Annotated in this window: 20 protein-coding genes and 1 tRNA gene; 16 read left to right on the top strand and 5 right to left on the bottom strand. The window is 41.9% G+C overall.

Features of this window, described 5'->3' with window-relative positions:
- Positions 1–72 precede the first annotated feature (72 nt).
- Both L5M51_RS07145 and L5M51_RS07150 read left to right on the top strand, forming a co-directional pair.
- Positions 73–501: a hypothetical protein gene (locus tag L5M51_RS07145; RefSeq protein ID WP_173244811.1), complete on the top strand. Its 429-nt coding sequence runs from the start codon at positions 73–75 to the stop codon at positions 499–501.
- Positions 502–522: 21 nt separating this feature from the next.
- On the top strand, positions 523–1,104 hold the full coding sequence (locus tag L5M51_RS07150) for a hypothetical protein (protein ID WP_173244814.1): 582 nt from the start codon (positions 523–525) through the stop codon (positions 1,102–1,104).
- Between the two features lie 97 nt (positions 1,105–1,201).
- On the opposite strand, the gene L5M51_RS07155 is transcribed toward L5M51_RS07150, so the two are convergent.
- Positions 1,202–2,812, bottom strand: coding sequence for an ABC-F family ATPase (locus L5M51_RS07155; protein WP_131524739.1), 1,611 nt, complete (start codon positions 2,810–2,812; stop codon positions 1,202–1,204).
- 674 nt (positions 2,813–3,486) lie between these two features.
- On the opposite strand from L5M51_RS07155, the gene L5M51_RS07160 reads away from it, so the two are divergent.
- From L5M51_RS07160 to L5M51_RS07195, 8 genes are all read left to right on the top strand, one after another.
- Complete coding sequence (locus L5M51_RS07160; protein WP_173244816.1) at positions 3,487–4,059, top strand: VF530 family DNA-binding protein; 573 nt, start codon at positions 3,487–3,489, stop codon at positions 4,057–4,059.
- A gap of 731 nt (positions 4,060–4,790) precedes the next feature.
- Positions 4,791–4,979, top strand: coding sequence for a hypothetical protein (locus L5M51_RS07165; protein WP_254306313.1), 189 nt, complete (start codon positions 4,791–4,793; stop codon positions 4,977–4,979).
- Between the two features lie 551 nt (positions 4,980–5,530).
- On the top strand, positions 5,531–6,499 hold the full coding sequence (locus L5M51_RS07170; protein WP_105253121.1) for a helix-turn-helix transcriptional regulator: 969 nt from the start codon (positions 5,531–5,533) through the stop codon (positions 6,497–6,499).
- Positions 6,496–7,689: an EAL domain-containing protein gene (locus tag L5M51_RS07175; RefSeq protein ID WP_131524742.1), complete on the top strand. Its 1,194-nt coding sequence runs from the start codon at positions 6,496–6,498 to the stop codon at positions 7,687–7,689. Before L5M51_RS07170 ends, L5M51_RS07175 begins: the two co-directional genes overlap by 4 nt.
- A gap of 3 nt (positions 7,690–7,692) precedes the next feature.
- Positions 7,693–7,992, top strand: a complete 300-nt coding sequence (locus tag L5M51_RS07180) for a hypothetical protein (protein ID WP_131524743.1) — start codon at positions 7,693–7,695, stop codon at positions 7,990–7,992.
- Entirely contained in the window at positions 7,982–9,886 is a 1,905-nt protein-coding gene (locus L5M51_RS07185; RefSeq protein ID WP_131524744.1) for an ATP-binding protein, read from the top strand. Before L5M51_RS07180 ends, L5M51_RS07185 begins: the two co-directional genes overlap by 11 nt.
- A gap of 186 nt (positions 9,887–10,072) precedes the next feature.
- The gene (locus tag L5M51_RS07190; RefSeq protein WP_263172123.1) at positions 10,073–11,107 is read left to right on the top strand and encodes a GGDEF domain-containing protein; all 1,035 of its coding nucleotides are present in this window, start codon (positions 10,073–10,075) and stop codon (positions 11,105–11,107) included.
- 174 nt (positions 11,108–11,281) lie between these two features.
- On the top strand, positions 11,282–12,079 hold the full coding sequence (locus tag L5M51_RS07195) for a CLCA_X family protein (RefSeq protein WP_263172125.1): 798 nt from the start codon (positions 11,282–11,284) through the stop codon (positions 12,077–12,079).
- Between the two features lie 160 nt (positions 12,080–12,239).
- Here L5M51_RS07195 and L5M51_RS07200 read toward each other — a convergent pair whose 3' ends face one another.
- Positions 12,240–13,175: a hypothetical protein gene (locus tag L5M51_RS07200; RefSeq protein ID WP_263172126.1), complete on the bottom strand. Its 936-nt coding sequence runs from the start codon at positions 13,173–13,175 to the stop codon at positions 12,240–12,242.
- A 175-nt stretch (positions 13,176–13,350) separates the two neighbouring features.
- Positions 13,351–15,438 carry a TonB-dependent siderophore receptor gene (locus tag L5M51_RS07205; RefSeq protein ID WP_317629929.1) on the bottom strand — a complete coding sequence of 696 codons (2,088 nt, stop codon included), beginning with the start codon at positions 15,436–15,438 and terminating at the stop codon, positions 13,351–13,353.
- A 128-nt stretch (positions 15,439–15,566) separates the two neighbouring features.
- Here L5M51_RS07205 and L5M51_RS07210 point away from each other — a divergent pair, with 128 nt between their 5' ends.
- From L5M51_RS07210 to L5M51_RS07235, 6 genes are all read left to right on the top strand, one after another.
- Positions 15,567–16,736 (top strand): PepSY-associated TM helix domain-containing protein, encoded by a 1,170-nt coding sequence (locus tag L5M51_RS07210; RefSeq protein ID WP_131524752.1) that lies wholly within the window; start codon positions 15,567–15,569, stop codon positions 16,734–16,736.
- Entirely contained in the window at positions 16,736–17,212 is a 477-nt protein-coding gene (locus L5M51_RS07215) for a hypothetical protein (protein WP_105252512.1), read from the top strand. Before L5M51_RS07210 ends, L5M51_RS07215 begins: the two co-directional genes overlap by 1 nt.
- Positions 17,213–17,483: 271 nt before the next feature.
- Entirely contained in the window at positions 17,484–19,655 is a 2,172-nt protein-coding gene (locus tag L5M51_RS07220; protein ID WP_263172129.1) for a TonB-dependent siderophore receptor, read from the top strand.
- Between the two features lie 583 nt (positions 19,656–20,238).
- A complete protein-coding gene (locus tag L5M51_RS07225; protein WP_263172130.1) occupies positions 20,239–20,766 on the top strand; it encodes a DsbA family protein in 528 nt (175 codons plus the stop codon).
- 806 nt (positions 20,767–21,572) lie between these two features.
- The gene (locus tag L5M51_RS07230) at positions 21,573–21,758 is read left to right on the top strand and encodes a CsbD family protein (RefSeq protein WP_028759929.1); all 186 of its coding nucleotides are present in this window, start codon (positions 21,573–21,575) and stop codon (positions 21,756–21,758) included.
- 142 nt (positions 21,759–21,900) lie between these two features.
- Positions 21,901–22,053, top strand: coding sequence for a DUF3309 family protein (locus L5M51_RS07235; protein ID WP_311981184.1), 153 nt, complete (start codon positions 21,901–21,903; stop codon positions 22,051–22,053).
- A gap of 423 nt (positions 22,054–22,476) precedes the next feature.
- Here L5M51_RS07235 and L5M51_RS07240 read toward each other — a convergent pair whose 3' ends face one another.
- Positions 22,477–22,779 carry an encapsulin-associated ferritin-like protein gene (locus tag L5M51_RS07240; RefSeq protein ID WP_219234161.1) on the bottom strand — a complete coding sequence of 101 codons (303 nt, stop codon included), beginning with the start codon at positions 22,777–22,779 and terminating at the stop codon, positions 22,477–22,479.
- A 389-nt stretch (positions 22,780–23,168) separates the two neighbouring features.
- Positions 23,169–23,245, bottom strand: a tRNA-Val gene (locus L5M51_RS07245).
- Positions 23,246–23,398 lie beyond the last annotated feature (153 nt).

Here is a 23,398-nt window from a genome sequence, read left to right on the forward strand (position 1 = left end):
CGTTCAGTGACAACAAGCAGATGAATGCACCATGGAATTTATTGATAATACATGTCTAGTTTTGGAGGTTCGATGATGAAATCGATTTTCTTACTGCCCATATCTGTCCTTGTGCTGATAGGTTGTACAACGCCTAAATCGCCGAGCGAAGTGTATGACGAGTACAATGCTAAGGTACAGCAGGGGATGAGTTATCAAGAGGACAAGGCTTACTATACCCAACGTAAGCAAGCGGATGTTGAGTCTAAGTTCCCACAGTATATGCAGCAGATGAAGCTGTCCCGCGATGAAGTGATCGCATCTTATCTTTCATTTTCAAAAGCGGCTGCCAAGTGCAAAGCACTCACCTTAGTGTCGCAGATGATAGAAGGGGATACGGCCGTTCTTGAATATGCACAAAAAGATCTCTGTGGTAATGCATCGGAGGCGAATGAAAAACAAAGAATTAGCATGATAAATGAAGGTGGTTGGAAAATTGATGAGCTCCAAATTAGTCTCTAAATCATTTGGAATGTCGTATCAATGACAGGATTTTATGAGTTTTTTAGCCTGCCAAACGGAGTTGAGGTTACTTGCCCCCATTGTGCTGGCTGCGCCACTTTTACCTTTGCCCATGTTTTTCGTTTAGAGAAAAAAGATGTGCATTTATTTGAGGGTTGGCAGTTTGAGATCAAGCAGTTTAATCAAAGGTTTGCCCATAAATGGCCAGGTGTGCTGTTTTTCCCTCCGCTATTGGATGCTTCTTGGCGGGAAAAATTGCCAGAAAAATACCAAGGTACTTCGACTTGGGAACATAGGGCAAACAGTGCTTTTACAGATGGTACAGATCTTGGTCTTATTTGTTGTTATCAGTGTATGGCAAAACAGAAACATCGACTTGAATGGCCCAATGACGCATTTTATTCCCTTGAGTTTAAAGGTCATTCACTTTGGGCATTTAATAAACAGATGATGCTTCAGATCCGTGATTATATTCAAGCCAAAGATCGCGATGCGGTATTTGAGTCTGAGCCGATAGTCATTCGACATTTGCCGACAATTTTTAAACTGGCTAAAAATCGCGAGATATTGGTTAAAAAAATTAATAAGCTAATGAGTAACTAGTCAGATTTAGCCCAACAAAAAGTCGCCATTGGATAACCAATGACGACTTTTTAATGCGATAACGCTGGGTTAATCGGCGTAAGTTAGCCGAATAACATTACGCGCTTTTTCTCGCTTCCATTTCAGCTTGACTTGAAAGGTACTCATCGAAAGTGCCTTGGAAGTTAATCACTTTTTTATCTTTAATATCAATGATACGTGTAGCGAGTGACGATACAAACTCACGGTCATGACTGACGAATATCAAAGTGCCTTCAAAGTCTTTCAACGCATTATTGAGTGCTTCGATGGCTTCCATGTCCATGTGGTTAGTCGGTTCGTCCATGATCAGCACATTGATGTCTTGCATCATTAACTTACCGAATAACAAGCGGTTTTTCTCTCCGCCTGAACAGTTACGGGCTTTCTTGTTCGCGTCATCTTCAGTGAACAACAGACGGCCTAACATGGCGCGTACCATAAGATCGTTGTGCTTAGGTTGGCGCCACTGTGACATCCAATCCATTAATGTGTAGTCATTATCAAATTCGTCACTGCTGTCTTGTGGACAGTAGCCGATTGATGCGTTTTCTGACCACTTGATCACGCCTTTATTGTGTTCTAAATCATTGACTAAGCAGCGTAGGAAAGTGGTTTTACCCACGCCGTTTTCGCCGATAATCGCTAATTTTGCACCGGCTTCGAGGATTAAGTCGCCGCCTTCGAATAGCAGCTCACCATCAAACCCATGGGCCAAATCTTCGAGGATCAGTGCTTGGCGATGCATTTTCTTGCCAGCATCGAAACGAATAGAAGGGTGAATACGGCTTGATGATTTCACTTCATCAAGCTTGATCTTGTCCATTTTCTTCGCGCGCGAGCTGGCTTGTTTTGCTTTAGATGCGTTGGCACCGAAGCGGTTGACGAAGTCTTGCAGTTCTTCGATTTCAGCACTCTTCTTGGCGTTACCCGATAATAATTGTTCACGGATCAAAGACGATTGTGCAAGGAAGTATTCGTAGTTACCAGGGTAAATGCGCAGTTCGCCGTAATCGATATCGGCCATGTGGGTACATACGGCATTCAAGAAATGCCTATCATGGGAAATAATGATCATGGTGCATTTGCGTTTGTTCAACTCGGCTTCTAACCAGCTAATGGTATGTATGTCCAAGTTGTTGGTTGGTTCGTCGAGCAGCAAAATATCTGGGTTGGCAAATAGTGCTTGTGCCAACAATACCCGCAGTTTCCAACCCGGTGCGACTTGTTGCATTAGGCCGTAATGGAAAGATTCTTCAATACCCGCTTCGAGCAGAATCTCACCGGCGCGGCTTTCGGCGCTGTAGCCATCCATTTCGGCAAATTCACTTTCAAGATCGCCAACGCGCATGCCATCTTCTTCGGTCATATTCGGATTGGCGTAGATTGCATCGCGTTCCTGTTTGACTTTCCACAGGGCAACATCCCCCATGATCACCGCATCGATCACACTGTATTGTTCAAACGCGAACTGATCTTGGCTTAGGGTACCGACTTTTAAGCCGGGCGTGATGGACACATTGCCAGAGGTTGGCGCTAACGCTCCGCTGAGGATCTTCATAAAGGTCGATTTGCCACAGCCATTCGCGCCGATCAAACCATAGCGGTGACCGTTGCCAAATTTCGCTGAAATGTTTTCAAACAATGGCTCAGGGCCAAACTGCATCGTGATGTTCGCGGTAGAGATCAAAGGAGCTTTCCTAGGTATTTGCTAACGGGGATTGTGACAAACAAGCCTCAAAATGAAACATGCGCTTCACCCACTCTAAGCCAAAACATTAAAGTTGGGATAATAAGGTCGCGGAGTATACAGACTAAGGGCTAAAGATGCGAGCAAGGATGTGATGCGCAGCTATAAATCGAGCCGTTTCAGTTGCGTTTATTTTGAGGTTGACCCAAGGCATTAGCGGATCATAGGTAAAATTTAGAAACGGGTTTGAGCTTGATGCTGAGTTCATACCTGTTAGCGTGATATCGTGGATATGCAGATTAAAACTGTCAGCTGCGGGGTATTTTTTTGCCCTAAAGCCGATGCCAAACCTCGCTAGCGCAAATAAAAGAAGGCGTTTAGCTTATTTACCGTTATTATTCCCGCAGTTTTGTCGAGCAGCAGATTTTACGGCTAATATTTAATGGCTCTGTTTGGAGGCTTCAGGTCCGTAAGATTTAAGATCTAAGCATCACGAGCAATGAGGCTTAACGCCCTATGCTATTGCCGTAGCAACGTCAGTGGCTCATGACTTCATAACTTGAGTGATTTCTCTAATCGCGAATTTTAGTAGCGAATTGAGTCACTCGTTTAACAACTCAAAACCGTAAACTAATACAGTAAAATCAGCCAATAGGGCTGAACTTGGAATTCCCATGATTGAAGAGCAACAGAACAACCCATTACACGGCCTCAAACTCGAGACAATGATCACTGAGTTAGTCGATTTTTATGGCTGGAAAATTTTATACGCGGCATTAAAACTAGGTTGTTTTAACACCAACCCGACCATTGAGGCCTGTATTATTTTCCTCAAGAAGACTGAGTGGGCGCGGGAGAAAGTGGAAAACTTTTACCTGTATCGATTCAAGCGTATGCCTAAAGCCATCGGTGAACAGTTTGATCTTAAGCCACGCGAACGAGGTTTTGCTTCAGGTATCGCGCCGCGTAAACCGATGGAACTCACCATAGAATCTATCGCTAAAATGCAGGCACAAGCCAGCGCCGAGTACGAAGCGGGTAATAAACGTCCCAACTCTGGTTATGGCTCAGGCAAAAAACCTACGGGTAGACGTGGCACCGGCTCTGGATATGGTTCATCGAATAGCCAATCACAGCGCCGCAGCGAACTCCGAAACGAGCCAAGAAACGATTCAAGAATGGCTGAACGTTCAGGACCAAGCCCATCGACGGATGATAACGATCCGTGGGGCACTAAACGCGGCTAATCCCATTTCTGCCGAATTGAGTGGACATGGTTTTTCACAGGCGTTAGTTTTACATTCGTTATTTACTGTGACGAGCCTCAGCTTGCTATTTTCGTACCCGTAAAAAATTAGCTCTGGTATGAGTTAGCTTTTGTAAGAGTCGTTTTGAAGTCATGGCTCTAGTTGTATGATAGAACATCTGATTTATCGCCTGATTTAAAGAGAAGAGGTTAGCTGTTGAATACAGCTAACCTCTTTTTTATGATTAACTATTCACTTTATTGCATTAAGGTGAGAAAAATCTCGGGGATTATAGTTTTAGATTTGCATATTAAGTGCATAACCAGTTAATTCATCAATTTGCAATCAGATGGTGCCGGTTGCTCATGTTTACGACCAATACCAGCGCCTTCTCTAACTCCTGTGCTTTATACTTTGTGCCTTTTGCTTAAATGTCCAGAGTTAACGTCAAGGTGTTTGACGATACAGCTCCAAGGTAACCATTTAAATGTTTGATTATCATTGGGTAAGTAGTTTTAGCCGTCTTGCTCCACCAGCATTCCCTGTTGCCAAACGCCGCTGCCGACTTGCAGATGTGTAACGGTCAAACCATAGGTTTCGGCGCTGCCGTCATTCAGCGCCAAGGGATATGTCAATCACTACTATATTCGAACTGCGGTTAGGCTTAGCGGCTGGTATTCTTTTGTGTCTAATGCGGGATAACTTAAGTTTGCCCGAGATGGATTTAAACTTTGGCCAACTTGCCGATACTTGCTGATGAGACCCGTTTAATCAAAGCACGCTATGACTTAGCGACACCTGCGCAAGATGCCCACAGTATTACCACTTCTTTATCCTTCAGCGACGCCAGTGATTATAGGCATTCCTTTAAACGCTGGACTGGCCCATTACCCACTTATTTTCGCAGCTGGCTGGCTTAAGCCTTAAGCCATTAAAAACTATCCTAGTAATATCTCTAAGCTGATACTGTCGCGGCTTGCCTATTCCAAGCACGAATAACTATGCATAAAAACGTAGATTAGTGAGAAAAATCCCGAGGTTACATCCCATATTTTGAATATTTAGCGCATAAATAATCAATTTGGCGTTTTGTGGCCATTGCTGGTGAATCTTATATTTTATGCGGTTTTATAGGGGGTTCTGTTGATTGCGGTTTTATCTATGATGCAATGATTTAACCGAACGAATAACTAGACACTTTTTTCCATCGCTTTTTTGACTGTGCCATGGTCTCAGATAAACAATGGCATTTATACTCGTTTTCCTATTGCAAAAAACGTGGTGAATAAAAGGCTGAGATGGAGGAACTGAGTGATGAGTGACGAAAAAATCACTGGACTTTATTTCATCGAGAAACTTCAACGCATTTGGATTACTTTTACATTTAGACATCCAGAGCCAGTAGATGACATCGACCATAAGACGTATATGGAGCTGCTAGATAAAATAAAAAATTCAGATGGAACGCGATATGATTTGTACACCTATCTCCTATCAAAGCAAAACAAGTGCACAGACATTCTCCAATTTCTTAAAACACACCCGCAGTGAGAATAATTTATCTCAAGAAGATTTATGTAGTCTGCTCAGGCAAAAAAGCTGCCTGTTCGATATGTTAGATTCCATCACTATTAGCCGTTGGGAGCGGGGAGTTAACATTCCATCCCTAGCTAAACAGTCTGAAATCGTTGAAATATTTGGCTCTGAACTGTTTGATATTTATCGGGAGGACAAAAAATTCATCAACGAAGGTTTAGCGTTAATTAACCTTTTTGAATCGACCATAGAACGCAGTGATCATCCGTACTACCGTAATACTCCTTATCGTGTCGAGTTTATCGAAAGCCACCATCAAAACTTTATGACCCTGCTGCAACTTAGCTTGGTTTATGAAAGTAACCCGCGTTTATCCTTTGTGAGCCGTAAGTTGTCTCAACCTTTTTTTCGTGGACTCTCATTGGTGGTGGCTTTTAGCTTTGGCGATCAAATCATTGGACACAGTCTATTCTGCCGCACTCAAGGCAAAATTGCCCTCGAATTTATGAATGATGAGGTGGACTTGTTTGAGGTCATTAACCATAACAGTCAAGCTTTGCCAGATACCTTAATGGTGTTCTCCTCCTTTGGCGTAACGCCTTATATTGAAAATTATATGATGTCTGTTTATCTCAATGAATTGGCCACGAGTCGCTCACTTAAGTTTTTGAGTTTTAATATCTGTGATGAGTCACTAAAACGAAAATTGACGCAATTTAAGTTGCCCATATTTAAAGTAAGAACGATAGAAGGCGGCTTCAAACCAGTCAAAAACTATTCGTTTTTCTCCAGTCGCACAGAAGTCATGGCGAATCGTAATTTACTCAAGCTTTCTGTTATCCCTACATCCAAATCCCAGACGATCGATCCCATTTTCTTTATGCAGTTAGAGACCAATATATGAATATTCTCATCATAGATGATCAACGCTTTATTAGAGAAACCATGAAAGCTGATATCCATAAGTACTTAGCAGAGGACAATGTGGAGATCTATGAAGCCAGTAATGGTAATCACGGAATTGAACTGATCTTAGCTGTAGAAGCAAAACTTGATTTAGTCATTTTAGATTTAAAAATGGATCAAGGTGACGGTATTGCGGTGATTAATATGTTGGCCTCCGAGCCCCGATTTACAGTCATTCCGATTGCGGTGATAAGCTCCTCGGATAAACGGACTTTAGAACTGGTGGATAGCATTATCACGGGTTTGAAACTCAACTTGCTTGGCGTATTTGCTAAACCTATCAATGTGAATGACATTTTAACGCCATTGCTAGACGCCTCCGACGATAGAAACCGTGTCCATCAAGATGAGTCTATCGTGCAAGACATGGCGGCGAATATCAATGTGCGGCAATTGCTCAAAAATGAACAATTAATTTTGTGTTATCAGCCTAAGATTAACCTTAAAACAAAGGAGATCATCGGTTTTGAAGTGCTTTCGCGGCTTTGCGATCAATCCAATGGCTATATTTATCCCGACGTTTTTTTGCCACTGGTGAATCAGCAGGGGCTAAATAGCTTGTTTTCGCGGATGGTTATTTCCCAAGCATTGCAATGTTGGTCGCGCCAACCGTTATTAATGGCGTTTGCCCTGTCGATTAACATTACCGCAGATGATTTGACCTGTGATGAACTCATTGAGTACATCATCGAATGTGGTCGTGAGTATAAACAAATCCATTTGATTTTAGAGCTCACCGAATCACAGGAAATCATTAACCAAGATAGAGTACTTAACTCAATTGCACGGCTGATCATCAATAATATTGATATTTCCCTTGATGATTTCGGTAAAAGTTATTCTACTTATGATCGTCTTGATGCCATTCCCTTTAAAGAGATCAAAATTGATAAAAGTTTTGTCTCCGATATGGATATCAATCACCAACATTATCTCATCGTAGAGTCCACCATCGCGCTTGCGCAGAAGATGCACGTAAAGGTGGTTGCAGAAGGCGTTGAGACAAGTGCAATAGAGTTAATTCTCTCTGAGTTGGGGTGTGATGTTGCCCAAGGTTATTTGTACAGTCCCCCGATTGAAGGTCGTTATCTTATTGATTGGATTGCTCAATATAATAGGAGTGCCTAATGTATGAATGCTAATATTGAGTTACCCAAGGCCTTATCTGTATTCTTTGAGCAATACAGCCAAGAACAGCAATCGCGACTGCGATTGACACTGATTGCTGAATTACAGCGAATGCGACTTGAGCTAGAACAATATGAATCTTCTGACAGTATCGAAGGCCTGAAACATCAATTTACGGGTATTGCGCGCTACTTGCAGCTTAAAGATATGCTGTCTGTCATGGATGTTTGCGAGCGAGAGCTGTTTGAATATCAGTTATGCAGCTTGCTAAAGGCCGTAATGGATTACGCTAATGAGCTTTAAATATAGCGCTTGTATCAATATGTTCAGTGGTTTATGGGTCACTCTGTTGGTGCTGTGGTTAACCTTGTCCCACTCACGTTATGAATTTGACTCCATTTACAATAAAAAAGCAGAAGCGGTTTTTACTTCTTCACGGGATATGTTCTTACAACATGAAATTATGTTGGATGCGCTAAAATCGTTTTTTTATGCTTCGAGTGAGGTAACGTCACAGGAATTTGAGGTTTTTGCAAAGGACTTACTGAAGATCAAATCTGCTGTCGCTTTTACACTGACCCCCGAACTTGAACTGGCCTATATCTCTGATCAGACAATGGCGCCAGAACTTAAGCCACTTAAATTAGTCAAGAATAGTAAAGGGGAACTTCAGGCTAGCCTTGCCGATTACACGTTAGCGGTTGTTAATATCGATGGGCCTAATATGCTTTATTTAGTCTATGCCATTTCTCATCAGCGGATATTAGCGCGGATTGAGCAGGAGCAGGGTGTATGTATTAGCTATCAATTTGAACAATCGTTATTGCAAAGTTCATCCTGTAACCATGAGTTTTCCACAGGCATATTTTCAATGTTTAGCTACTCAGATAGCCGAACTTTGGATATTCCTGGATACCAAACCCGTGTAGATTTACGCATAGAATATCAAGTGCCACAAAAAGAGGTTGTCGAGCTAATCGTGATTATCTTACTGATTGCTTCTCTTGGTATTACTCTGTCTTTTCTTTTGTACTTTAAGTCTAAAAATCAGCATATTGTAGAGCAGATTAAGCTCGATAATCGATCTAGATTAGCAGTACTTTCCAGCATAAATCATGAGATCCGCACTCCTATCAATGCCATTCTTGGCTACAGTCGCATGTTAAAAAAAGCGCGCTCACAGCCACAAAAACTGGACGAAATTATCGATAAAATGACCTGGTCAGCTAACTTACTTTACTCGGTTGCCGAAAATACGTTGAATTACAGTAAGGCTGAAGCTGGGCAGTTAAAATTGAATCGGCATTTAGTCAATTTGCACGAATATCTGAGCAATATTGAGGATTACTATCGTGCTTTTAGTGCGACATCGGGTAAACGTTTACAGGTTGTCGTGAATGAGTCTCTGCCGAAGTTTATCGAGCTCGATGGGACTAAGTTATTCCAACTCATGACTAACATTATCAATAATGCCTTTAAATACAGTACGGGTAGCGAAGTGCATTGTTATATGGACTTACGCCTTAAACGTAACCATAAAGACCATAGTCCTATGCTTAGGGTACTGATCCGCGATTTTGGCGAGGGAATGTCAAAGGAAGCACAGCGCGCTTTAGTTGATCCCTTTATGCACGCATCTAACTCATATACAACAACATCGGGCATGGGATTAGGACTCTATACTTGTAATCGATTGCTTGAGCAAATTGGCGGTAAGTTTATGTTGCGCAGTCAAAAGGGCAAAGGCACCACAGTGCTGTTACATTTTCCCTGCCAACTTACCGAGGTGAAAGAACGATTAACGATTCAATATGATCAACAAAAAGTGTTAATCATAGATGATAATCTGTTTAACCTTGAGATTTGCAAAGCCATGCTAGAGCACTATCATTTTCAAACCTTCAGTGTTGATAACGCAGCGCAAGCACTTAAGATGTTGATTCACTCATTGCCACATATTGTTATTGTGGATTACCGTTTACAAGATATGAATGGCTTGCAACTTATCAAACAGATGCAACAAACATTACAAAACCTTGCCAGTGATACCCAGTTTGAGCATCACTGTCGCTTCTTTTTGCTTTCAGCTAATGATAGCGATGATATTCCTGAGTTAGCATTATTCCCTGAGGTACATTTCATGCAGAAACCTTTTAGTGCTGAAATATTTCTCAGTAAATTGGCCGTAAAATCGTAAATTATCAAAGCATTGGATCTGGTTTTTAAAGCTTATTTGCCGAATGTGTGGGATTTACATCGCGGTAGAGCCAATCCCGTTGCGGAATATGGGGGTAAAGACAAAGACGCTGTGATTAGTGTAGAACGCTGCTAATCTAAACATGTCGGAGATCTTCTCTAAAAGCGTCATTGCTAGGAATAATCGATGGAAAAAGAATCTCTTGAGTCTGTTTACCCCTTTTTAACTGAAGCCTTACGGCTAAGCGAGAATGGCCTCGCTGTTTTGGACAAGCACAATCATTTTATCTTTTATAACCATACCTTTGCGAAAATGTTTGGTTTTGTTGATCAAGACATGGCTGGCCGGCATTTTGACGACATGATGCACTTTGCCTTTACCCATAAGCAAGGGCCTAAAATTGATCATGAAACCATAGAGGAATGGCTTGAACTTATTCATGCGAATCAACGTAAATCAGCTTTTCGACGTTTTGAAGTGGATCTGGTCGACGGTAGCTGGTTGCAACTTTCTGAGCAGGTCTATCACAATGGCGATATGGTCATTGTTTGCACCGATATTACCCAGTTAAAACAGGTCGAATTTGCCCTAAGGAATGCGCAGACTGAGTTGAATCGACTCGCACTCACCGATGAATTAACCGGTATTGCCAATCGACGGCATTTTTTCCAGCAGTTAGAGCATGAAATCAAACGCTTGAGTCGTCTACAGTTACCTTTGTGCCTTGTCATGATGGATATCGATTATTTTAAACTCGTTAATGATCGCTATGGGCATCAAGTGGGTGACAAGATACTGCAGCATTTTACCCAATTTATCAGTGCTCGCACGCGCCCATACGATATCTTTGGTCGCTTCGGCGGTGAGGAATTTGCGCTATTACTGCCAGAAACATCGATCGATGTCGCGCAGAAAATTGTGACGCGTATGATGTCAGCGCTTGCGAATGAAGATATTTCAGCGATAGTCGCCGATTTTCACTATCAATTTTCGGCAGGAGTGAGTGCGTTAACACCTGTAATTACTCATCATGCCATCGAAGAAAACAGCGGTATTTTAGCGCTTCAGTCTGTGCCTTCACCGATTGAAATAGGGAGTCAGTGCCGTTCAGATGCTGAAAAGCTGGTGGCCGAGGCCGATAAAGCCTTGTATCACGCTAAAACTACGGGGCGAAATCGTGTCGTGGTTTGGGATGATGTGATATTAACGGCTAAAACTTAACGAACCCTGTGGTTGACGAAATCTAAGCATCGCGATACCAAACCAAGGGTAAGCGCTGCTTGGCTCCTATTCTTAACTTGATATTGCACTTAATGCAGCGTTTTGTTCCTGTGCATTTTCACCTAAAATAGCCAGCTTAATGTGTCTCTCACTGCAAAGGGTTCAAGGGAAGCCGTGTTAATCAATCAGCAATATAACCGCCATGGACCCGATTATCGATTTGGTGAGCAAGTCACTTTTCTTGATATTAAACAAACCTTTGGTTTTAGCCATGTGCGTGTGGGCCGCTGGGTGACGCGAGATGAATCGCGCATTGCTGCAGATTTAGTGTTTGATTCGCTCGCCGATCTGGCCTTTATCTTAAAATTGCCACCTTTGACTTTAGGACTGCGAGAAACCGTCAGCCTGGCCTTTGGTCATGGCGGCCAAAAGGGCGTTCAGGCCCATTATGCACCCGCGACCCGAGAGTTGGCATTAGCTAAAAATGCAGGTGCAGGTGCTTTAGCCCATGAGTTTTGGCATGCGTTTGACCATTATATTGCCGCTAAATCATTCAAACCTACTAATAAGCGGTTTCAGTGTGCGAGCGATCTTTGGCTATCCGATCTGCCCATTATAGAGCATCCATTAAATGTTCGATTATCTGAGATCTTCAAAGTGACATTGTTGAGTGGACAGGGTGATGAGCCCCATGATTATGTTCGCCGAGCGATTGCATTAGATAAAAAACATGGGATGCAGTACTTCTCTCGGCCAACGGAGATGATGGCGCGAGCATTTGAAGCCTGTATTGAATCCTATACTGATATTTCGAATCCGTATTTAGTGTCGGGAACCCGTTTCTCAACAATGGCAAAGGAGGGGGCTTATCCCGATGAGACCCACAGACAAGTGATTTTTCAGGCGCTGATCAATTACTTTGAACCGTTGGGGATCGCATTGGGTAAAAATCCCTTAACTAGGGCGTGTTGACGTTTTGAGTCATGCATTTAAACAGAGGTTGGTTTAGCGTCGGTAGAGGGCAAGGTAAAAGGTAAAACGACATTCGCCTTAGGTATTTTGAATGTGTTTTGAATGCGAATGGCAGTGGACAGGGGGGAGGGTCACGAGCCGTTTGAAGACTGATTGCCAATCACAAGCTCGCGTGCTTAGTCGACAACGTTTGCCAACAATAGGCCAAACTATGGCGAATCGCATCAAGATATTGAGATGCCTGAGTATCCATTAAATACCAATTGCTGGATTTTGATTCTGGCATGTGGTTGAAAAATAAAGCTTCAGTATTGATGAGCTGGCTAGGATGAGCAAATTGCTGCCAAATGTTGATGGGTGTATGCGCCAGTGTGATTAGCCATTCAAGTTGCATCTGCCGCGTGGCTGGATTTAGCGCATCTGCGATTAATAAGCTCGACTCTTGTAAACGCTCAAGTAAATCAAAGGGATTACCTGCGTTTATCCTAGGTGCGACTTGGCATGGTTGCATTTGGTTTATTGCGGATAGGCGAGGTAAAAATACGGACGCTAAGCTAAATTCAGGCCAGTCGAGCGATGGTACCAAAGCCTGGGCAATCCGCCGTTCGCCTAACCAATTATGCACCATGCAAGGTAAGTGATCGTCAGGCGGTAAATCATTGGGTCTTGATAAACTCGGAAACAGCGACATCCGCTGCACTTGCACATGCTGAGACAATTGCTGCATCAATACTATTGTGGTTAAGCCAGATGAAGGCCAGCAGCCAAGCTGAGGCGTTAATTCAATCGCAACTTGTGTCAAGGCTTGCGTAAGCAGACCACTTTGTGGATGACCTTGTACCACAAAGGCATATTTTGATTCAGCAAAACCACCGTTGGCGATATTTACTATCTGATTATTTACATTGCTGTTTTCAGCCCATTGAGTACCGTTAAAAATAAATGTCGTACCTGTGGTCGCAGGCTGCCAATCGCCGGAAGCATTACCAATAATGGTCACTTGCTCAAAGGCAAGAGTGCCCACTAGAGCTTGCAGATCTAATTTAGCATGTGGCATCTGCAAATGTTGATGCATGTGGGTGTGAGACTTAGGCATAGGCGGAACATCTGTTTTACGAACTCAAAATGGACTTCATTGTAATGGATTATCCCACTGAGCCCAAAGGGTTAATCCATTGAAGTTTACCGGATGCTGTTTTAACGCAGGATAGTTTAGCTTTAGGTATACCGCGCATAAAAGTGATGCGCGGTATTGGCGATTAACAATTAGACTAAAAATTATAACTCAGGCTAAGTTCGACATTTCGCGGTTCGCCGAAGAAACCTTGATTGTAGAAATCGATACTCGAGTAGTACTTTTCATCAAACAAGTTTCGAATATTCAAACGAACAATCGCATCATCAGTGAGTTGATAACTTGCCATAAGATTGGTAAGGAAATAACTGGCTTGTTCAGAGCTTTCGCCGTTAGGCCCCGCGTTTTCTACATAAATCTTGCTCTGCCAGCTTAAGTTGCCACCTAATGTGATATCTTCTAGAGCGCCATCAAAGTGATAGAGCGAAGATAATCGTACTAAGTTTTTAGGCAAATGTGTGCCAAAGGCCGAACCATCGGCTTTTTCAGATTCACTGTAGGTGTAACTGAAGTACAGATCCCAATCCTCTGTGGGTCTACCCGTTAGTTCCATTTCAAAACCACGGTTACTGGTGCCATCCACTGCGCGCATTGGAAAGCTACCATCAGGAAGTGGGTCTTTAATGTTAGGATCTTTTTCCGCCACATTTTCCTTTTGAACTTTAAACACTGCAACACTGGCGGTGAGTTTTTCGTCGAAAAAATCGGCTTTACTGCCAAGTTCAATATTATTGCCAGTTGTCGGGTCTAAGCGTTTGTTATTAGCATCTTTGGCATCTTGAGGCTGAAAAATCTCAGTGTAACTGGTATAAATCGACACACTGTCACTGATATCGTAAATCAATCCTGCATACGGCGTAATGACATCATTGTGCTCATAACCTGGATCGACTTTATATTGGCTGATACGGCTACCTAACAGCAGTGTGATCTGATCGTGCAGATTGAGTTGGGTAGCAATATAGGCACCTTTTTGGATCTCTTCAGTCTCTTCATTGGTGGGAATCGATGGATAATTTGGCTCTGCAATCGAGCCATCCCACTCAAAGAAATTGCCTACGCTTAAAACATCTGTGGTGTAGAAAGAGTCGGCGCTAATATCTTGTTTTGAATAGAGTAGGCCGGTTGTTAGCTTATGTTCTCGACCCAATAGTTCGAATGGCCCTGAAGCAAATATTCGCGCCGCATCTTGCTTACGGGTTGATTGGTAGATCATAGGCAATGCACTCATCCCCAAACCTGTGGTTTTATCTGGGGAGCCATATAAATATAGCAAGTGTCCATCCATCTTATCCTCACGATGTTCTATGTCGAGTTTGAGTTCCCAGTTATTATCGAAGTTGTGTTCTAAAGTAGAAAAAACGTTCGCACCATGGCGTTTCCAACTAGACCAAGATGCTGCAGTGGTAGTCGAACGGGGAAGGTCACTCGCTAAACTGCCGTCGGCATAAAACAGTGGCAGCGCTCCCCAAGTGGAGCCTTTAGGATCGCGGTCACTATAGTCCACGCCCAAAGTGAATAATGTGCTATCACTTAATCTTGCAGTAACGACGCCATAAATTTGCAGATTTTCATCTTCGGCTAGATCGGTAAAACTATCTGATTTTTCATAGGCGGCGGCAAAACGTGCTTGGACATCGGCATCTTCTGTTATGTCAACTGAACTATCACCTTCTACACGATAACTGTCCCATGAACCTACTTTTGTACTGAGGTAACCTCCTGGTGAAGATTTTGGACGTTTACGAATGAGGTTGATGGCGGCCGAGGGTTCTCCTGCACCAGTTAATAATCCTGTTGCACCACGAACCACTTCTACTCGATCGAAGATAACCGTATCGGTCGAAGCATCATTGAAGAAACTAGAATAGTTAACAGGCACACCATCAAATTGGAAGTTAGTGATTGGATTACCACGGGCGCTGAAAAAGTAGCGGTTAGTTTCTGCTTTCTGTGCAGAAATACCCGGTGTTAAAAACATTAAGTCAGCAACATTGTTAAGAGAAAAACTCTGAATAAATTCTTGATCTATAATCGTCACTGACTGCGGCGTTTCTCTCAGTGTTAAGGGTAAGCCCGTTGCTGTAGCAGCTTTATCTAAACGACTACCTTTAATACTGATCACTTCGATATTGGCGTCTGCGTCTGATTGAGTTTCGTCGGCGTAGGAACTCGGCGCTAACAATAGGCTCGAAATGAGCGCTGCTAACAAGGTTTTATCCATCATGATTCCTCATCATAGTATTTTGTGACCGGCATTCTAATTGAAAACAATTCCCAGTACATCGTATTGATAACAATTTGCATTACCTTTACACTCGCGAAATACGATAAGTGTTAGGAAAGTCACAAATGGCGAAGATCAGTAACCGATTCTGGTTTATGTTGCATGGTTGGGTGTCGCTCCCAATTTGGTTGTTATTTTGTTTTATCTGCTTGACGGGGACGATTGCGGTACTGAGTCATGAGATCACTTGGTTAACGAATCCTGCATCGAGGGCGTTGAACCCTAATGATTTACCCGTAAAACCGGTTAGTGAATTGATGACGATTGTTGAGGAAGCCTACCCAAGTGCGGCAGTCTCTGGCGCTATGACCTTAGAATCTTATATGGTCAATGTGATCATGTTCAGTGACGCGGATAAACCCTATGCCATGGCCTATGTCAATCAATACACAGGTGAAATCCAACAGATTAATGAAGGCATGACATTTGCCGGCTTTATCAGATCTTTACATGCTTGGTTATTATTTCCTTGGCAAAGCGGTTACAGCTTGGGCTATTACCTTGTCTGTTCGATGGCGCTGTTTATGCTCGCATCTTTAGTGACGGGACTCATTGTTTATAAACGTTTTTGGCGAAGTTTTTTTGCTCCGAAATTGCGTGTGAGTCAAGGTAAAAAGACACTATTGGCCGATTTGCATAAATTGTCTGGTGTGTGGTCTATTTGGTTTATCGCGATTATGGCCGTTACCGGATTATGGTATTTAGTCCAAGCCATTTTTTGGCATGCAGATATTGATATCGAGCCACATGCGCCATTGGTTGCTGCTGAGCAATTGCCCTTTATCCAAAAGGGTGATGTGAATCCCGCAGATCCAAGCGTGTCATTTGCACAAGCCTTAACATTAGCACAAACGCACTTTCCTGACTTTCAACCAAGCTATGTGATGAAACCCGAGCATAATCGTGACATGTATCATCTGAGCGGTAGTGGCGAGCACATTTTTTACGATCAGTATTCTTACAACCTTAGCATTAACCCTTGGACGGGGGAGATTACAAGAGCGACATCACCCGAGACGATGACAGGAATACAAACGCTAATGCATATCGCAGATCCTTTGCATTACGGTACCTTAGGTGGTATCTGGACAAAAATCATTTGGTTTATTTTTGGGGTGATCCTATCGGGTATGTCAATCACGGGATTTATGATGTGGGGACTGCGTAATGTGCGTGCAATTAAAAAAATGGGATCCCCCAGTACTGTGACAGATAGGTTAGAGGAGGTACGTTAATGGCTTTCATTCATTCAACTTTTTGGCAAAAAAATAAATATAAACTGAGTGGGTTTATTCTATTGCTCCCCCTATTGTTTTTGTATCAGTCGCTAACACCTACATTTCCACCGGCATGGCAGGCTCAAGAGTTAGGTGAATTTAAAATAGCCCCTTTACCCTTAGATCTAAAAGCACCCTATGTGCATCATGATGACTATGTGAAAGATTTCATGTTGGTTTTTGAAAAAGGTGAGGTAGGCAATATACGCCAAGGCTATGCCAATATTGGAACGCAGGCTTTGCCAATAGCAGATTTACAGCGCAGTGAAAATGGTATTTTACACGGTAATAAGCATGGCCAACACGTACACGCCATCGCAACTAAGACGCTAACCTCCGCCGATAGTCTGTGGATATCGATAGAGAATTGGCAAGGTGAGTGGCAAGTGGCAAAGTGGCCTCTGCCTGCCGAGCTAATAGTACAGACACACTGATGAAGTAAAAGCTAAACACTAATGGCGATCCTATGGAGTAATAATCTCAGGGTCGCTTTTAGTGGCGTAGATTAAGAATGATTAACCGAATACGGGTAAAGAATAACCTTTTTCACCGTAAACGCTCACTTTTGAAGGCATAAACACAGCGGGGACGTTTATTCCTCATTAATAAATGATGAATTTGTTATATACATCACCAAAATACAAATGAAAGTGATTCGCAATAGTGTTACCGTATATCCATCCTAAATAAACTCCCTAAATTACTATGCGCTTTTATCTACTACCTCTCGCGTCTGCCATTACTTTGGCATTAAACCCTTTGTCAGTTTTGGCTGCAGAGCCGTCTTCTGCAGCAGATGCAAATGATCAAAATATTGAAAAAATAACAGTGATGGGCAAGTACACTGTGAGTCGAACCATTGATACCGCCACAGGTTTAGGGCTGTCACTGCAGGAAACGCCACAGTCAGTGAGCATCTTGACCGCTGAACGGATCCAGGATCAGGCACTCAATACCGTTGTTGATGTGGTTAATAACACAGTAGGTTTGTCTTCATCTAAAACAGATAACGTTCGAAATGGCTTTATGGCTCGTGGTTTTGCGGTTCAGAATTACCAGATCGATGGCGTACCTTTATCTTGGAGTTTGGGGGGCGATGCAGGTGAGACTGTGTCTGATATCTCTCTGTACGAGCGTGTAGAGGTGGTGCGTGGTGCAACAGGCTTACTAACGGGGGCAGGGGATCCTTCTGCTTCAATCAACCTAGTGCGCAAACATGCCGACAGTGACGAACTTAAGGGCTATGTTGATGTTGCTACGGGTAGCTGGGATAAAAAACAAGTTACCGCAGATGTTTCTAATGGCCTCAACGACAGTGGCAATGTGCGCGGTCGCATGGTCGCGAAATATGTCAATAGCGATTCTTATCAGGATCTTTATCAAGACCGTAAGACCATTCTTTACGGCGTAATTGATTCAGACATTACTGACAATACTATGCTGCGCGTCGGCGGTAGTTACAATAACAATAACCCCAAAGGAGCGATGTGGGGTGCGTTACCAGCAGTATTCAGCGATGGTTCGGCTACTGATTGGGATGTTTCTACTACAACAGCGGCAGATTGGAGCCGTTGGGAAACGACTAACATCAACTATTTTGCTAACTTGAACCATTATTTCAGCAATGGTTGGCAGTTGGTGGCGAACTATAATCGCATGGAATATGAAACCACCACCAAAATGATCTATATGTCTGGCTTGCTGAATAAAGAAACCGGTGCAGGTTTGAGCGGTCAGCGTTATCACAGCCATGGTGAAAGTAACTCTGATAATTTCGATTTTCAGTTGAAAGGCGATTACCAACTCTTTAACCGTGAGCATCAATTTGTGACTGGTGCCTTATACAGCAAACAGAAATCCTATGCTGATACCTATGAACCCATCCGTGAGAATATGACGGGCTGGGACTCAAAGGCAGTTGAAAACTTTTATGATTGGCAAAGCAACGCCTTTGAAGAGCCTGAATGGTCAACAAACGCCAATCGTCAGTTGAATATGGATACCGAGCAGAAAGGTTTCTACGCAGCAACGCGACTGACAATTACCGATGATTTAAAAGTGATTGCCGGTGGCCGTATTTCTAGTTGGAACCGCGAAGGGGTCAGTTATGGTACTGATACCAACTTTGGTGATGATGGCGTGTTCGTTCCTTATGTTGGCGCCTTGTATGACATAAACGAAGAGCATCGTGTTTACGCCAGTTATACCGAAATATTTAATCCGCAAAACAGTAAGGATATTAACGGTGATTATTTAGAGCCACTCGAAGGTAAAGCCTATGAAATCGGTTTAAAGAGCGCTTATCTAGATGATCGTCTGCACACCGCAGTGGCACTGTTTAAGATTGAACAGGATAATCTGGCAACAGCCGCTGGAACTATCATTGTTGACGGTACTCCCACCACTTATTACAAAGCTGCTCAAGGTACTGAGAGTAAAGGCTTTGAGTTAGAAGTGGTGGGGGAGTTTATCGATGGGTGGAATATCACGGCTGGCTATTCGCAGTTTACAGCGGAAGATGCTGACGGAAAAAAAGTGGCGACTACTAGCCCTCGCAAACAGTTTAAACTATTCACAACTTATCAGTTTGTTGATTACCTGCCTGAATTGACCGTGGGTGGTGGTATTAACTGGCAGAGTGATAGTTACTCGGAAGGGGGGACAGTAAAAATCGATCAGGATGCTTACTCTTTAGTCAACCTGATGGCTCGTTATAACTTTACTGACAATATGGATCTGCAACTTAACGTAGAGAACCTATTAGATGAAAAATACTATGCTTATATGTCTGCCTCAGCCTCAATGTCCGAAGCATATAGTGTGTATCACTACGGAACTCCACGTAATGTGACCCTGAGTTTTAATTACCGCTTTTAAATTTTCCGCTAAGTAAAAGGAGTAGCCGAGTTATCGGCGACTCCTTTTGTATCTTCTATTATTGTTATTCCCAATATTTTTATGGCTTGTTTAGTGCGTATTAACGACTCAGTACTGACATCGGTAAATATTGAGCTAACTCACCTATGGTTCGTTCCCAAATCTAATACTGTTATTAACTGAAAGCGGGAAGATGATGCCCTTCAATCTAGTTATGGAATGGCACATATTGTATTGGTAGTTTTCCCTCTTTATTGTGCGCATTGTATTGTCAAGAATCAGTGCGGCAACGAACAGAGTCAATAGAAAAATATAGGTATACTCATGCCATTAGCCTTATTACAAGGTTGTGGTTTATCGCCAGCTTTTTAAGCTAAAGACCAGATGTTACATAGATTAAGCCGTTGTTGGACTTATAAAGTATTTTATGTTGATGACAAGATGTCAACAATTCATATCAATAATAGCCATCAGCTTGACTATTTAGTCAATAATCATTTCAAAACTGCGTTTTTAATGAGAAATAATGCCATTGTAAATATGGGCTTGTTTAGTAAGTTTACTTTCATCAATGCATAGAAAAGTGATTCATTTTAAATATCATTATCTTGATGTATTTGGTGATGTTCACACAAAAATTGAGACACAGTGGAAACAGAAAGGTCAATATAATGGTTTTGCAGAACATGTACATAAATCTGCATCTATCCGTGATGACGTTCCCACGAACTCAAAAATATGGACAGAAGTCAGACCGACAACGTCGGCCAATGCTCATTTAGTGCTTAAAGCCATTGAACTTATCTATGACAAAAACACCAGTATCAATATGGCATTGAAATTTCGGAGTGCATTTTTTATCGACGCATTGGATATTGGTAAGCTTGAAATACTCTATGATCTGGTTGATTTCTATGGGCTGGAACAGAAAAAAATCATCTCAAGCGTTCATGATGGTTCAGCTATAGCCGCATTAATGAGCAACTATCAAAAGTCAACACAACAAAATCTACAAGGCAGTCCAAGCTATATTATCGACGAAGGTAGACAAATATTTTATGGTAACGTAGGTTATCGTGTTCTTCTTGCGAATATAGAAGCATTATTGTAAAAATCAGCAGTCGAGGCTAATTGGTGCTAAACAACCTTAGACTACCAGCTGTGGTTTTCTAAGCTCTACAAGATGCTATAAACACCTCTAGATCATTTTAACGTTTTAGAGTTATACCTCTTAGTTCCTTCTGAGCTTATTCACTGAATATTCATATGTTTAATGGCATCTATAATATGTCAAAATGTAGCTACATTAGGTATCAGCTGATGTTTCATTGTGTTTTAAGTTAAATTGCGGATTAAAATATTTATAATGTGTACGCTATCGCACAGACACACTTTTAGATAAATTATAAATTGGATACAGAGTTTAGATTGATATGCCTTTAATGGGTAATCTTTGTCTTAATAAAATATTTTATGTTATTTATCTTGATGTTGCGGCTCATCATTAGGATGTCGCTTTAACTGAAAAATCACTAGATAATTAAATAATGGAATTCAGTCATGATTAATACTAAATTTTCAGTAAATAAAATGATCACCACAATATGTTTAAGATAAAATTCAAGATTGCTACAAAATATTTTCCTATTAAAACCAATGTCATATTGTAGCGTTAATACCTAAGTTGACGCGGCGTGATTGATGTAGAGCCAGTCACACAATTTTATGAAAATACCGCGGAATTAATTTTAGTCTAATTTTTATGTCGCTTTACTGATATTTTACCAACTAAGATATTTACTAAAAATATTTAGATGTTTGCTAAACGCTATTTACTAAAATGAAAAATAGCTCATAGCTGATTGTTAGCGCTCATTATTATTTAGATGTTATATCAACAACAAAAGGAAATTGACCATGAACAAAGACCAAATAGAAGGTTCAATAAAAGATGCTGCAGGCAAAGTGCAGCAAAAAATTGGTGAGATCGTTGGCAACCCGAAACAGCAGATGAAAGGGGTTCAGAAACAGATAAAAGGTAAAACTCAAAAAGCAATTGGTAATGTAAAAGAAGCGGCTAAGGATGCCGAAAAACACAGTTGATGTCAGAGGCTTTTACAATTAAGTAAGCACCTTAAGCATAAAGTTTGGCAGCTTTATGTGGGTATTTAAAAGGATCTTTGTCATATTGATTAAGATTTCTGGTTCGAGTTATATCCATAATGTCTAGGAGACTCTCATGAGTATAGGAACAATATTATTGGTGGTTTTGATTCTGATGCTGATCGGTGTGGCTCCGACTTGGCCACACAGTAAGAGCTGGGGGTACGGCCCGAGCGGTGGATTAGGTTTGGTAGTATTGATCCTCGTTATATTCCTTCTACTCGGTAAAATTTGAGCGATAAAGCCTAAGTGATGTATGACTTCAATATTGAGTCATCATTTCTAATTGCCGTAGGTAGCTAAAAATAGTGAGTGATGTTTTTAGTCGTTCAAAAATGGCTGACATCGCTCGTTTTTCTTGCACGGCAGTGCTCGCCATTCTGAGATTGAAAGGTCCTATACGCCTAAGATTTACACGCAAGATATTTCGTTAAGGTAGCATTAGGTGAAGTCCTTCACGCTAAAAACGAAAGTCACTAAGTCCGTAGAATACAGTGTCCGTAGTAATACATTTGCACGCTAGTATTCTGCAAGGCTGTATGAAATGAGCTAAATGGTGCAATAACACATGCAGAGGTTTGTTTTATAAGAACGGCAGCTTAGTGACTAAAGGCGTTTGCTCACGAAAATGGCTTGCTCAAACAGCCAGATTGAATACTTATTTGTGAACAATAGCTGTGTGAGCAACAGGCGTATCTGTAAAAAGGTAATGTTTTAGCTGTTTATCAAAGCTCGGATCTTGTCTCCTTATCCATTCTTGTAGCATTGCAGCATGTTCTTTTTCTTCGTCTCGATTATGTATAAGTATCTCTCTCAACTCATTATTTTTGCACGCATCAACTCTTTGGTTATACCAGTCTATTGCTTCAAGCTCTTCCATCAGTGACGTAAGTGCACGGTGCATGTCCTTGGTTTTATCGGTGAGTTCAGTAATGGGTTCATGATAACCTTCATTCGACATTGGGATTTCCTCGCTAAATGCAGATAGGATCGCTCACTATTGAGCGGTGATGATAATTGCAGATGATTGTCTGAACGCTATTTTCAACGAACAGACTTTGAATGCATTATTCTGCGACCTTAACCGTCGAGTGTCTGTTCGATGCCGTACTTAGTCAAAAATTTTTAGGCCGCTCGTTTAAAAGGATTGGAGAGGGTGCAGAAATACCACTGCGAATATTTGATTTAGCACAGGATATTACTTTGGATTTTGAACTTTGAGATATTTGGGAATGAATTTTAAATCAAAAGATAAAGGCAGTGAAAACCATAAACACCTGCTTTAAAAGGCAGATTAATTGTATTTAGCTTGATAAGCAGGGGTGGATTAATGAAATACATAATAAGAAATGGTACACCCGAGTGGACTCGAACCACCGACCCCTACCATGTCAAGGTAGTGCTCTAACCAACTGAGCTACGGGTGCACTGTTTGAATTTCAAATTTAGACTCTTTGAAGAGAGTGGTACACCCGAGTGGACTCGAACCACCGACCCCTACCATGTCAAGACGTTAATATTCATTAATTAGATAAAAGCCACTTTAGCATTATTTCCATAAATATATGTTTTATATGGCG

The sequence above is a fragment of the Shewanella sp. SM73 genome (genome assembly GCF_025653795.1).
GTDB classification, from domain to species: domain Bacteria; phylum Pseudomonadota; class Gammaproteobacteria; order Enterobacterales; family Shewanellaceae; genus Shewanella; species Shewanella oncorhynchi.